The 14,544-nt window shown below is 62.1% G+C and carries 3 protein-coding genes and 1 pseudogene; 2 read left to right on the top strand and 2 right to left on the bottom strand.

Going from position 1 to position 14,544, the window contains the following annotated elements; all coding sequences use genetic code 11:
- Positions 1 to 87: 87 nt before the first annotated feature.
- Positions 88 to 9,090: a type I polyketide synthase gene (locus CSING_RS01545; protein WP_042529104.1), complete on the top strand. Its 9,003-nt coding sequence runs from the start codon at positions 88 to 90 to the stop codon at positions 9,088 to 9,090.
- A 1,105-nt stretch (positions 9,091 to 10,195) separates the two neighbouring features.
- Here CSING_RS01545 and CSING_RS13510 read toward each other — a convergent pair.
- Positions 10,196 to 11,422, bottom strand: a pseudogene (locus tag CSING_RS13510) (IS3 family transposase).
- 213 nt (positions 11,423 to 11,635) lie between these two features.
- On the opposite strand from CSING_RS13510, the gene CSING_RS13800 reads away from it, so the two are divergent.
- A complete protein-coding gene (locus tag CSING_RS13800) occupies positions 11,636 to 12,913 on the top strand; it encodes a Fic family protein (RefSeq protein ID WP_042529100.1) in 1,278 nt (425 codons plus the stop codon).
- Between the two features lie 140 nt (positions 12,914 to 13,053).
- Here CSING_RS13800 and CSING_RS01525 read toward each other — a convergent pair whose 3' ends face one another.
- A complete protein-coding gene (locus CSING_RS01525) occupies positions 13,054 to 14,214 on the bottom strand; it encodes an RtcB family protein (RefSeq protein ID WP_042529098.1) in 1,161 nt (386 codons plus the stop codon).
- Positions 14,215 to 14,544 lie beyond the last annotated feature (330 nt).

Here is a 14,544-nt window from a genome sequence, read left to right as displayed (position 1 = left end):
GTGGCGTCATCATGATTAGTTATGTTTGGGAAACTAATGCCCAAGATCTAGTCAGACACCTATCCCCGACCAGCACAAAGAGGAAAAATGCCTATAACTCCGCTGCATTCTATGTCCCACCCAGCTGTCCTTTTCGCGGGTCAGGGCTCTGAATGGCAAAGCATCATCGCCTCCGCCACGCAAACCCCAGCTACTGCGCAACGCCTGCAGGAGGTTCTCTCCCAGGCTCGCACGCTCATTGCCCCAGTGGCCCGCACGGTGTCCTCCTCCTGCCCTGGTGCGGCGGAACGCCTGAAGCAGTTGATCGGCGGGGAGGATGACCGCGAGCTCGGCGATGTGCTGCCAGCCGTCTCCATCCCGGGCATCGTGCTCGGCCAGATTGCTGCCATCGAACAGCTGCGCGACCTCGGCATCGACATCGATGAGCGCGCTGGACATTCGCAGGGCAGCTTGGGCGCGTTGGCCGTCGACAAGCCTGCGGAAGCCCTCGCCCTGGCAATCCTGATGGGCACAGCCTCGACGGCGGTAAACGGTACCGATCCCCGCTCGCAGATGCTGTCCGTGCGGGGGCTGGAGCGCAGCTTTGTCACTGAACACCTGCACGGCACCGCTGCCATCGCCGTGGTCAACGGCCGGCGCCACTTTGCGCTTTCCGGCAGCCCCGAAGACCTGGCTGCCACCCGCACCGCCATCGAAGAAGCAGTAAAAAGCTTCAATGATGAGCTGGACAAGCGCACCATCGGCGGCGATGAGCTTAGCCCTCGCTTTGATGAGCTGCCCGTAGCTCTTCCCTTCCATAACCCGGTGCTCGCCCCAGCGGCTGAGCGCACCGTAGCCTTGGCTCAGAAGTGCGGCCTCGACGTGGATGAGGCCCGCGCGCAGGCAGAGGCCATCCTCGTCGCGGAACATGATTGGCCAGCCACGCTGGACGCACTCAGCTCCGAGCACCTCATCGTTCTTGACCGCGCGCTGACCAACCTCACCCGCCGTGTGGTGGAGGGCACGGGTGTCACGGTGATCTCGGCTGCTACCCCGCGGGAGCTCAATGCACTGGCAACGCCGGGCACTGAACTGCCCGAGGCCCTGAACTACGCCGACTTCGCTCCGCGCACCATCGAGCTTCCGAATGGCCGCACCTACACCCAGACCCGCTTCTCTGATCTCACGGGGCTTTCCCCCATCATGCTGGGCGGCATGACTCCAACCTCCGCTGACGGTGAGATCGTCGCCGCGGCAGCCAACGCCGGACACTGGACGGAGATGGCCGGCGGCGGCATGTACTCCGAGGAGGTCTTCCGCGCCCACCTGGCCACGATGGAACAGCACCTGCGCCCTGGCCGCACGGCGCAGTTCAACACCATGTTCTTCGATCGCTTCCTCTGGAACCTGCACTTTGGCCAGGCGCGCATCGTGCCCAGGTCCCGTGCGGCTGGTGCGCCATTCAACGGCGTGTGTATCTCCGCCGGCATTCCGGAAGTGGAGGAAGCTGGCGAATTGCTGGACCGCCTCCACGCCGATGGTTTCCCCTTCATCTCTTTCAAGCCCGGCACCGCGAAGCAGATTCGGGATGTTCTGGCGATCGCCACGGCCTACCCGGAGGACCGCATCATCATGCAGGTCGAAGACGGGCACGCCGGCGGCCACCACTCCTGGGTGAACCTCGATGACATGCTGCTAGAGACCTACGGTGAGATCCGCCAGCACCCCACTGTCTATCTGGCTGTGGGCGGCGGTATTGCCTCCCCGGACCGCGCCACCTCCTATCTCACCGGTGAGTGGGCTAAAAAGCACGCTATGCCGGCCATGCCTGTCGACGCCGTCTTCCTCGGCACCGTCGCCATGGCCACCAAGGAGGCCAAGGCCACGGATTCCGTCAAGGACCTGCTGGTCAACACGGAAGGCATTTCGCCTTCCAAGAACGGCGGATGGGTCGGCCGCGGCACCGGCGCGAACGGCGTGGCATCCTCGCAGTCCCACCTCTTGGCAGATATCCACGACCTGGATAATTCCTTCGCTGCCGCCTCGCGCCTCATCACGGCACTCAGCATTGACGAGTATGCGACGCACCGCGAGGAGATCATCGCCGCACTGGACAAGACCTGTAAGCCCTGCTTTGGTGACGTAGAGTCCATGACGTATGCCGAATGGCTCGAGCGTTTCGTGGAGCTGGCACATCCGTTTGTGGACCCGAGCTGGGACGACCGTTTCCTCGATCTCTTGCACCGCGTCGAGGCCCGCCTGAACCCAGCGGATCACGGCCAGATTGAGACCCTCTTCACCAGCGGTGAAGACGTCCACGATGGCCCTGCGGCCGTGGCAAAGCTGCTGGAGGCTTACCCCGCCGCGCGCGCCACCAAGGTCTCTGCACGCGATGCTGCCTGGTGGATTTCGCTGCACTACAAGCACGTCAAACCCATGCCATGGGTACCCGCCATTGATGGCGACCTCAAGAGCTGGTTTGGCAAAGACACCTTGTGGCAAGCCCAGGATGAGCGCTATACCGCTGACCAGGTGCGCATCATCCCAGGCCCCGTCGCCGTGGCCGGAATAACCAAGAAGAACGAGCCGGTCGCTGACCTGCTTACCCGCTTCGAGCAAGCCACCACGGATGCGCTGCTGAAGCAGGGCTCAACACCGCAGAAGGCGTTTTCCCGCCTCAACTCCGCTGCCGATGCGGCGGCGTTCCTGCGCAGCGCCCCCTCACTGTTGTGGCACGGCCACCTCATGGCCAACCCGGCTTATGAGATGGATGAGAATGCCTTCGACCTGCGCCAGGATGCCGACGGCAACTGGGACATCGTCATCACGGCGGACTCGTATTGGGATGACCTCCCTGAGGAGCAGCGTCCCTTCTACGTCCGTGAAGTCACCGTTCCGGTGGACCTCCCCGAGGACGTGGCCACGGGTGGCTCCCCGGTGGTTTCAGAAGAACGTCTGCCAGATTCCGTCTTTGCCCTCCTCGAAGGCCTGGCCGGTGTGGGTTCCACAGCCGAGCAGGGCGACGAGATCACGGACATGCCGTCTGTGGAATCGGGCTACTCCTTCCACTTCCCTGCTTCACTGCTGTCAGCACACAGCGCGGTAACCTGTGGAAATTCTGCGGCGAACAAGGCTGGTACCCCAGATGTACTTGTCGGCCCCTGCTGGCCGGCCATCTATGCGGCACTCGGCTCCGGGCGTTTGATGGACGGCTACCCAGTCATCGAAGGCCTGCTCAACGCGGTGCATTTGGACCACGTCATCGACGTGCGCGTGCCACTAGAGCAGCTTGCCGACGGCCGCCAGATAGACGTCACCTCCTCCTGCACCGCCGTGGAGGAATCCGCCTCCGGGCGCATCGTCACCGTGGAGCTGGAACTCACGGATCACGCCTCTGGTGACATCGTGGCCACGCAGATGCACCGCTTTGCCATCCGTGGGCGCGCCACCGGCACCGCAGCACCAAAGCCCGCGCCGGAATGGGGCGGGGGTAAGTCCGCCACCAAGGTGGTGGCTACCCCACGCTCCTTTGTCGACCGCGCTACCGTGACTGCCCCGCAGGATATGACGCCATTTGCGCTGGTCTCGGGCGACTACAACCCCATCCACACCTCCTATAACGCGGCCCAGTTGGTCAACTTGGACGCACCTCTGGTGCACGGCATGTGGCTCTCGGCCGCCGCCCAGCAGGTGGCCGGGCGTCACGGCCGCGTAGTGGGGTGGACCTACTCCATGTATGGAATGGTGCAGCTGGGTGATGACATTGAGATCACCGTCGAGCGCATCGGCCGCAAAGGCATCCACCAAGCACTCGAGGTCACCTGCCGCATCGACGGCGAGGTAGTCTCCCGCGGCCAAGCCCTGCTCGCCGCGCCAACCACGGCCTACGTCTACCCCGGCCAGGGCATCCAGACCGAAGGTATGGGCACGGGCGACCGCCAAGCTTCCCCGGCAGCCCGCGAGGCCTGGCGCCGTGCCGATGCGCATACCCGCGAGAACCTGGGCTTTAGCATCCAGAAGATCATCGATGAGAACCCCACGGAACTCACCGTTCGGGGTACTACCTTCCGTCACCCGAAGGGCGTGCTGCACCTGACCCAGTTCACGCAGGTGGCCCTGGCCGTGGTGGCCTATGCCCAGACCGAGCGCCTGCGCGCCGAGAACACCCTGGCGCCGACCTCCTACTTCGCCGGCCACTCCTTGGGCGAATACACCGCGCTGGCCTCGCTGGCGAATATCTTTGACCTCGAGGGCGTTATTGACATCGTTTACTCCCGCGGCTCCGCCATGGGCAGCCTGGTGCCGCGCGACGAGAAAGGTAACTCCGAATACGCCATGGCGGCACTGCGCCCGAACATGGCGGGCATTGATGCGGACAACGTCGATGCCTGGGTCGCTGAGGTCGCTGAGACTACCGGCGAGTTCCTAGAGATCGTGAACTACAACATCCGCGGCCAGCAGTACTCCGTTGCCGGCACCAAGAAAGGACTAAAAGCCCTGGTGGACAAGGCCAATGCCATCGCCCCGCGTGCGGCGGTCATGGTCCCAGGCATCGATGTTCCTTTCCACTCCCGCGTGCTGCGCGAGGGCGTTCCGGCCTTCGCTGAGAAGCTTGATGAGCTCCTCCCCCAGGAACTGGATCTTGATGCCCTGGTGGGCCGCTACATCCCGAACCTGGTAGCCCGTCCCTTCGAGCTCACTCAGGACTTCGTCGATGCCGTGGCACCACTGGCCCCCTCCGGAAAACTGGATGGGCTGCGCGTGGAGGATCTCTCCGAGCACGCGCTCGCCCGCCTGCTCCTCATCGAGCTTTTGTCCTGGCAATTCGCTTCCCCGGTGCGCTGGATTGAAACCCAGGAGCTGCTCTTTGGCAAGGTGGAACAGATCATCGAGGTCGGCCTGGCTTCTTCCCCAACGCTGACCAACTTGGCTGAGCGCTCGCTGGCAGTCGCCGGCATCCCGGAGGGCACAATCCGCGTGCTCAACGTGGAGCGAGACCAGGAGCAGGTCATGCTTGCCGACGTCTCCGAGGCCCCCGCCGCCGAACCGGCACCGGAAGCCGACGCCGAGGAGGCACCGCAAGCCAACGAGGCACCAGCCGAGGTTCCGGCTGAGGCAGCTCCGACTGCACCAACTCCTGCACCTACCGCGTCAGCTGCGAGCGATGCCCCCGAACTGCGCTTCGGCGCCGCCGAGGCCATCATGGTGCTCTTCGCCTTCCAAAACAAGATTCGCGTGGATCAGATTATGGACTCCGACACCGTGGAGGAGCTGACCAACGGCGTGTCCTCGCGCCGCAACCAGCTCCTGATGGACATGTCCGCTGAGATCGGCGTGCCTGCAATCGACGGCGCCGCAGACGCCGACGTCGCCTCGCTGCGCGAGAAGGTCAACGCCGCCGCCCCTGGCTACGCGCCTTTCGGCAGCGTCCTTGGCGAGGCCGTCACCGCACGCCTGCGCCAGCTGCTCGGTGCTGCGGGCCTCAAGCCCGCCGCGGTGGCCGAGTACGTCACCGGCACCTGGGGCCTGCCCGAGTCTTGGGTCGCCCACGTCGAGGCCGAAATCCTGCTCGGCTCCCGCGACGAGGATTCCGTCCGCGGCGGCAGCCTGAACACGGTTCCGTCCAGCGCCACCAGCAAGTCCGCGGCGCACGAGCTTATCGACGCCGCCGTCCAGGGCGTCGCCAATGCGCACGGCGCCAGTGTCTCCAAGGACACTGCCGCAGGTGGAGCCTCCGGCGGGGTCGTGGATTCCGCCGCCCTCGAGGCCTACGCCGAGACCGTGACCGGTGAGAACGGCGTACTCGCCACCGTGGCCCGCCAGGTCCTCACCCAGCTCGGCCACGTCGCCGAGCCTGCCGAGGCCACCGCCCCAGACACCGAGGTCATCGAGGCCGTCGAGGCCGAGCTCGGTTCCGGCTGGCTCAAGTCCGTCACCCCTTCTTTCGACGCGGCACACGCCGTGCTTTTCGACGACGCCTGGGCCATCGCCCGCGAGCGCCTCGCCCGCGTAGCACTCGGTGAGATCGATGCCGACGACGAGCGCGCGCAGCCAGCCGCCTTCCAGGGCGCCGGCGCCACCGTGGCTGAACAGGCCCGTTGGTGGGCACGCTCGGGCAACACCGCCGTCGACTCTGCCTACTTCGAGCAGATAGCAGCAGCCGCCGAGTCCACCGAACACGGCGCTTACGCCGGCGACGTCGCCCTCGTCACCGGTGCCGCTCCTGGCTCCATCGCCGCCGCGCTTGTCGAGCGCCTCCTCGCAGGCGGCGCAACCGTCATCATGACGGCATCGCGAGTGACCCAATCCCGTAAGGAATTCGCCCGCCGCCTCTACGCCGAGCACGGCCGCCAGGGATCTGCCCTGTGGTTGGTTCCAGCCAACCTCACCAGCTTCCGCGACGTGGACTCCCTGGTTGAGTGGATCGGCTCCGAGCAGCGCGAATCCGTGGGCAACGAGGTGAAGATTCTCAAGCCAGCGCTCACCCCAACCTTGGCATTCCCATTCGCGGCACCATCTGTTTCCGGCTCGCTCGCAGACGCCGGTTCCTCCACGGAATCCCAGGCTCGCCTGCTGCTGTGGTCGGTCGAGCGCCTCATCGGCGGCCTCTCTGACCTCGCGGTCAAGGCCCCGAGCCCCACCCGGTGCCACGTGGTCCTGCCGGGCTCGCCCAACCGCGGCACCTTCGGCGGCGACGGCGCTTATGGCGAAGTCAAGGCCGCGCTCGACGCCATCCTGGCCAAGTGGAACGTCGAGGCTGGTTGGCCTGCCGGCGTCACCCTTGCGCAAGCCAAGATCGGCTGGGTCGCAGGCACTCACCTCATGGGCGGCAACGACGTCCTCGTTCCAGCCGCGCAGAAGGCCGGCATCCACGTCTGGTCGCCGGAGGAAATTTCCTCTGAGCTGCTAGACCTAGCTTCCGCCGAGTCCCGCGCCCGCGCCACCGAACGCCCGATCGAGGCAGACCTCACCGGCGGTCTCGAAGGCTTCTCGCTGACTTCTCTAGAGGTCGAGAAGCCTGCTGCGCAGTCCGCTGCAGAGGGTGCCGCCAAGGACACCACCGCCCGCATCAAGGCACTGCCTTCCCCGGCGCGCCCGGTGCAGCCGCAGCTGGCTGAGGAACTTGGCGACATCACCACCGACCTCGACGACATGGTCGTCATCGCCGGTATCGGCGAGGTGAGCTCCTGGGGTTCCGGCCGCACCCGCTTCGAGGCCGAGTATGGCCTGCAGCGCGACGGCTCCGCCGAGCTGACCGCCGCCGGTGTCATCGAGCTCGCGTGGATGACCGGCCTCATTGCATGGCGCGAGGAGCCCGCGCCGGGCTGGTTCGTCGGCGAGACTGACGAACAGATTGCGGAAGAGGACATCTACGAGCGCTTCCGCGACGAGGTCGTGGCCCGCGCCGGCGTCCGCGAGCTCACCGATAAGTACCACCTGGTTGACCGTGGCTCCATCGACCTGACCACGGTGTTCTTGGACCGCGACATCACCTTCACCGTCGATTCCGAGGCCACCGCCCGCGATATCGCCGAGGCCGACCCAGAGTTCACCAGCATCCGCGAGGCTGACGGCGAGTGGGAGGTCACCCGCCGCAAGGGCGCCACCGCAAAGGTGCCGCGCAAGGCCACGCTCACCCGCACCGTGGCCGCGCAGATGCCGGACAACTTCGACGCGGCCCGCTGGGGCATCCCGGACCACATGCTTGACTCGCTCGACCGCATGGCGGTCTGGAACCTGGTCACGGCCGTCGACGCCTTCATCCAGGCTGGCTTCTCCCCTGCTGAACTGCTGCAGTCCATCCACCCAGGCCAGGTTTCCACCACGCAGGGCACCGGCATCGGCGGCATGGAGTCCCTGCACAAGGTCTTCGTTTCCCGCTTCTTGGGCGAGGACCGCCCCTCCGACATCCTGCAGGAAGCCCTACCCAACGTCATCGCGGCGCACACCATGCAATCGCTGGTCGGCGGCTACGGCTCGATGATTCACCCCATCGGCGCGTGCGCGACGGCGGCGGTCTCGATTGAAGAGGGCGTCGACAAGATTGCGCTGGGTAAAGCCGACGTCGTGGTCGCTGGTGGTATCGACGACGTTCAGGTCGAGTCGCTGCAGGGCTTTGGCGATATGAACGCCACCGCAGAGACCGCAGCGATGACTGCGAAGGGCATCGACAAGCGCTTCATCTCCCGCGCCAACGACCGCCGCCGCGGCGGATTCCTCGAGGGCGAGGGCGGCGGCACCGTCCTGCTTGTGCGAGGTAGCCTCGCGCAAGAGCTGGGCCTTCCTGTGCTCGCCGTGGTCGCCCACGCCGCTTCCTACGGCGACGGCGCCCACACCTCCATCCCGGCTCCGGGCCTCGGCGCCCTGGGCGCCGGTCGTGGTCGCGAGAACTCTCGTCTCGCACGCTCGCTGCGCGGACTGAGCCTGACACCCAACGACGTCAGCGTCCTGTCCAAGCACGACACCTCCACCAACGCCAACGATCCCAACGAGTCGGAGCTGCACTCCATCCTGTGGCCGGCCATCGGGCGCGACGCGGATCAACCGATGTTTGTCATCTCCCAAAAGACGCTCACCGGCCACTCCAAAGCCGGCGCCGCGCTCTTCCAGACCGGCGGTATCATCGACGTCTTCCGCACCGGGCGCATCCCGGCCAACGTGTCGCTGGACTGCGTTGATCCGCTCATCGCACCGAAGGCGAAAAACCTGGTGTGGCTGCGTTCGCCGCTGGATCTGGCAGCCGCGGGCCGCAGTGTGAAGGCAGCGGCGCTGACCTCACTCGGCTTCGGACACGTCGGCGCGCTCATTGTGTACGCGCACCCGGGCGTGTTTGAGGAGGCCATCAAGCAGCAACGCGGCACTGACGCTGCAGCTGCTTGGCGCGAGCGTGCCGAGCAGCGCCTCGCCGCGGGTCACGCCCGCTTCGAGGCAGGCATGCTGGGCCGCGCGCCGCTCTTCGAGGTCATCGACGGCCGCCGCATGCCGCACGCCGACACCAAGGTGATGATTGACGGCTACGGCCTCGTCGACGCCGACAAGGCCGCGGAAATCTCCATGCTTCTCGACGCCGATGCGCGCCTGGGCGCAACCGGTGAATTCCCGAGTGCGTAGCCTCTAGCAATTAGGGCCAGTTCAAGTACGAACTGGCCCTTTCCTTTCGGACTAACCTCGTTTCGCTCTATGTCGCGACGATATTTGCTCACCAACGCTTTTCAATTAAATGTTCCATCACACGCTTTCAAACATCCGCCGAAAAATATTGACAAGCATGATTACGGAATCAGCGATTATGCCAGCTTCACGGCGCGATGAGTTCGGTGCGTGTTTTATCGAATGAGCTAACGAAACTGCCTTACGAACAAAACTACGCAGTTCACTATTCGCTGGTCCTGGAAGTTCTACTTCAACAACTCGTGCCAGCCGATTTTTTGAGTTTCCCTCATTAAATTTATCCGCATCATCACCATTCCGTAAGTGACGAGTTTCGTCAAAGGCTACGCGGTTCAATTCATGTTGGCGGACATGAAAAACTGACCAGTGGCGGACACGGGATTTAGGGGTTTGGGGAGTTTTTATTGGGGGTAGGAAAATAAGGGGTCTTCATCCGATGTTCGATAGAAGAGTCTAACCGGACTCATCTAGCGAAAAGCATGGACGGACCTGACTCCGTCTCTAATCAGCAGCAATTGTCTTCTAGAAGAAGTAGGGGTGAAGTTGAGGTGTCAGGTCTGTGGCCCCGCCGTCGCCGATGGTGACTCCAACACCGGGTTCCTCGTGCCTATCGAAGGCAACCACAGCACGCGGCCGCGCCGTCGGCACGTTCCGTGAAATCACATGTGCCAAGCTTCACGGACCTCATGCCACAGGTGCGCCCGACACCGAACAACACGGCTCCCATCGGTCGGCTGATGCACCACGTCATCGTCGTTCGAACTCGAGGAGCATCCCAGCGCTAGATCGACGTCACAACAGGGCTCTGAACCAGAGGGGATAAGTTCGCTTACCATACTCCAACAGGACGAGTCAATCATTCGAACACGCCCTGCCCCCGTGGTGTCCGCCACTGGTCAGTTTCTCATGGCCATAGGTGGACTTTTTTATGTCCGCCTCCGGTCAGCTTTTCATGTCCGCTAACAATTCATCGAGAATGCGAACCCCCCGATTACCGACATCACTGAAGTCACTTTGAAGCGTCCTGGGTTTAGTTCCGCTTCTTTTACGGCCCTGTGTTGATGGGCTGGGTGAGATAATACTCGGTTTCTACTTCCTGTGGGGTGGCGTAGTCCAATGCTTCGTGAAGTCGCTTGGTGTTCCACCAATGCACCCACCGCAAGGTGGCCAATTCGACTTCTCCGACCGACGTCCACGGGCCCTGGGCGTGAATGAGTTCAGCTTTGTAGAGACCATTGACTGTCTCGGCGAGAGCATTGTCATAAGAATCTCCGACTGTTCCCACACTCGGACGGATTCCGGATTCCGCTAGCGCAGTGGAATACTTCAGTGACACGTACTGGCTGCCCCGATCGCTATGGTGAATTAACTGGTTTCCATGGATTCGCCCTGCAGTCGTTAACGCATGCTCCAAAGCCTTTATGGGCAGCGCATCGATACGCATCGTCGAGCGTGTAGCGACACCAACAATTTTTCGGCTGAATACATCCACGACAAACGCGGTGTAGGCGAATCCTGACAGGGTGCGAACGTAAGGTAATGTCGGCAACCCACAACCTGCCTGGTGCCTGCGCACGGAAGTTTCGGCACACAAGGTCTGGGCGATGATCCGGTGTCTTCGGGCTAATCGTTGTTACTGGGGTTCGTCCACGTCGGCGGCCGGAAACACCTGCTAGCTTCATCAGTCGTGCAGTCTTGTCGCGGCCGATATGAAAGCCTTCACGGTTCATCGCGTGCCACATTTTGCGGATGCCGTAGACCGAGAAATTCTCCGCATGCACACGCTGTATCTCTGGGATGAGAAGGCTATCGCTTAAGGCCCTTGCGCTGGGAACACGAGTGGTCGCCTTGCGGTAGCCACGAGAGGTGATGAACCCACGATCTGCCTGTTTTAGAACTCTGCAGATGGCCTCGACCCCAAATTGATCTTTGTACGCGTCGATGTAGGAGATCATTTGGTCGTGGGTCGGTCGAGCTCCGCTGCGAAAAAAGCCGAAGCTGTCTTAAGAATCCCGTTTGCTCGTTTCAGTTCGCGGTTTTCGCGGCGCAGACGCCTGAGTTCTTCTTCCATTGTTTCGCCGCCTGAAGCGTCAGAGTCAACACGTACTGAAGCGCTGTCACGGTACCAGGCCCGCAACGTGTGGTGAGATACTCCAAAAAGCTCACCGACCTCCGTGTAGGCGCGTTGCAGTGAGCAAGACTCCAGGCGGACCATTTCGATGATCTGATGGACCGCCTTCTCCTTGAACTCGACGGAATACTTTCTAGGCATAGTTCAATCCTTCCTTAGCTGAGGTAGGAACTAAACCCAGGACGCTTCAGACCGTATCAAACGTCTTTAACAAAGCGGTGACTCACGATAAGAGTTATCTGGCGCATTGCGCTCGCAGTCCACCGGGATAACGGCTATCCCGGTAAACTAGGATATCAATCTACCAAGATAAACCTTATCCCCAATGCCCCAAGCGCATGAGAGGAGTCAACTGTGGCAAAGACAGTCGAATTGGAATGGATCCCCGCTGATGGCAGCGGTCTTTCTCGACGCGCCAAACAAGGAGGTAAGTATCACGCTTTCGTTCCCGATCCACTTGCAGGCATGTCGTTAAAGCTTCCGTCCGAGCTCTCGCGACGTATCGTTCGCATCGAGCGGGAGATTCACAATCTTGGGATGAGAGACAATACCCACTCCCTTGAAGGAGTTGCGCGACTCCTGCTCCGTTCTGAGGCCGTCGCTTCCTCCCGGATCGAGGGAATTGCTCCGAACTCCGACAAAGTGGCCATGGCGATCCTCGCGCGTGAATCAGATTCCGACATTCGGGGTTTCAAAGAATCCGCAACAGCTGTCGCCCGCAATGTCGCCATCCTCGACACCATCAATGCAGACTTGGCTTACAAAGACGAGCTGGTCCTGGATGACCTTGTTGCAATACAGACAGCGCTCGTTGCAGAAAAGCCTTTACAAGGAGTACGTACTACTCAAAACTGGATTGGCGGATCTGACTATCACCCCATCGATGCAGCTTTTGTTCCCCCGCCTCCCGTGCAAGTCCCGGAACTCCTCGATGATCTCATTGAATACTTCAACGGGGCAGACCACGCCGCGCTCGTTCAAGCAGCGCTCGTTCATGCACAGTTCGAGACCATCCACCCATTCCCGGATGGGAATGGACGCGTGGGGCGAGCCATGATTCACGCGCTTTTACAGCGCAGAGGGCTCACCGATGCTGCGGTTCTCCCCGTCAGTATGGTTCTGGCAACGCTCGGTGACCGTTACGTCAACGGACTCACGAAATTCCGCGAGGGTGACGTGCTGGCATGGATCTCTTTCTTCGTCGAGGCTGCACAAGTCGCCACCACCAAAGCAGCTGAACTTGCGGATAGCGTCGCCGCCCTAGAAGCAGAATGGATGGACAAGGTAAATCACCACCGCACTGCGCAAGGAAGCAAGCGCGCATTGAAATCAAATTCGACGGAGTTCCAACTGCTCAAGAAGCTTCCTGCTATGCCTTTGGTCACGGTGTCCATCGTGAAGTCCGAGCTGGGGATTTCATCGACAAGCACGGCCCGAGATTCTCTCGATTCACTCACCGACGCTGGCATTCTACGTAAGAAAGTCATCGGTGCGGGCGGGCTTCTCGGTTACTTCGCTGACGATGTTTTCATGCTGGTCGACGATGCTGAACGCCAACTCGCCTCGACGCAGTTTAATACTCAGCTTTCACCTCCGACCGGCCGAGCAGTTCCAGCCCTTCGCGATAAATAAGCAGTAATCAATAGTGGTCACGCACTTCGTTTCCTTGCATAAGGCAAAGCGTCGTGCTGATGCGACGCTGCAGGAGGAGGGGGCGTCGGAAAGCTCAAAAGAGACCGTCACTAAAAGTGACGGTCCCATCATGGCGCAGGTTAGGTGCCCTTGACGTTGAGGATCTGGCGCAGGGTGTGCTTGACCTCGACGAGCTGGGCGGCATCGGCCATCACGCAGTCGATGTCCTTGTAGGCGTCCGGAATCTCATCGACGAACTCGGCGCCGGGACGGTAGACGATGCCTTCCATGCGTGCGGCAAGGTCCGCCTCGGTGAAGCGGGCCTTGGCCTGGGTGCGCGACATGACGCGACCCGCGCCGTGCGGCGCAGACTTGAGGCCCGGCGGGTAGCCCTTGCCTTCCACGACGTAGCTAGTGGTGCCCATCGAGCCGGGGATGAGGCCGAGGTCGCCTTCGTCCGCCTTGATGGCGCCCTTACGCGTGAGCCACACGTTCTTACCGTAGTGGTTCTCGCGCTGGGTGTAGTTGTGGTGGCAATTGATGCGCTCGAGCTCGAGGGTCTCGCGATCCGCGCCGGACCAGGTGGCGACGCAGTCGAGGAAGCGGTCCATCATCTCATCGCGGTTGAGCAGCGCAAAGTGCTGTGCCCAGTGGAGATCCGCAATGTAGGAGTCGAACTCTTCCGTGCCCTCGACGAGGTAGGCCAGGTCCTTGTCCGCGAGCTGGATCCAATGCTTCTCGCAGTGGCGCTGCGCGGCCTTGATGTGTTTCTGGGCAATCTTGTTGCCCACGCCGCGCGAGCCAGAATGCAGGAACAGCCAGACGCGGTCCTCTTCGTCGAGACACAGCTCGATGAAGTGGTTGCCACCGCCCAAGCTGCCCAGCTGCTGACGCCAGTTTTTGGAGTGGCCGAGATCCACGCCGGTGTCCTGGGCCAGCTGCGCGAGCTCACGCGTACGAGCCTCGGTGCGCGGGTCCATGATCCAACCGTTGTAATTGCCGGGCGAGAGCGGAATGGAGTCTTCGACTGCGGTGCGCAGGTCCTCGAGCGCGAAGTCCTGGATATCCGCGTGCGTGAGGTGGGTCCGCACGGCAATCATGCCGCAGCCGATGTCCACGCCGACGGCCGCCGGGATGACGGCACGTAGCGTGCCGAAGACGGTGCCGACCGAGGAGCCCTTGCCAAAGTGGGCATCAGGCATGAGCGCCACGTGTGGGTAGACGAAGGGCAGGTCAGCGACGAGTTGTGCCTGCGCCACCGTCTTGTCTTCAACAATGGAGGCGAAGTTGTGCAGGCGCATAAGAGAGCCTTTCTCTGCGTTTACGTAACGCAGTTCGTGAGAAAGGGCCTGCTTGGGCGGCTGACTTGTGAGTTGTGCGCGCGGGTCGCGCGGCTGGCACCAACGTCCGGGATAAGCAGGGCCGCTTTCCCGGGAAATGGTCAAGTCAGCCTATTAGAAGAGTTGCTTAAAGAAGCGTCCTAGCGGCTGATTGTTATGGGTCATCATCGCGGTTCGCCTCCTTTAGCTTTCTCGTTCTTCTTTCGGGCTGTTAGTGCTGCGTGTGAACCTACACGATGTACGCGATTTCTACAAGCAATTAATGATGCAAGGAAATTCACCCAGCCACGA

Source organism: Corynebacterium singulare (genome assembly GCF_000833575.1).
Taxonomy (GTDB): Bacteria; Actinomycetota; Actinomycetes; order Mycobacteriales; family Mycobacteriaceae; genus Corynebacterium; species Corynebacterium singulare.
The sequence above is the reverse complement of the archived record's forward strand: the minus strand, read 5'-3'. Positions and strand labels throughout refer to the sequence as shown.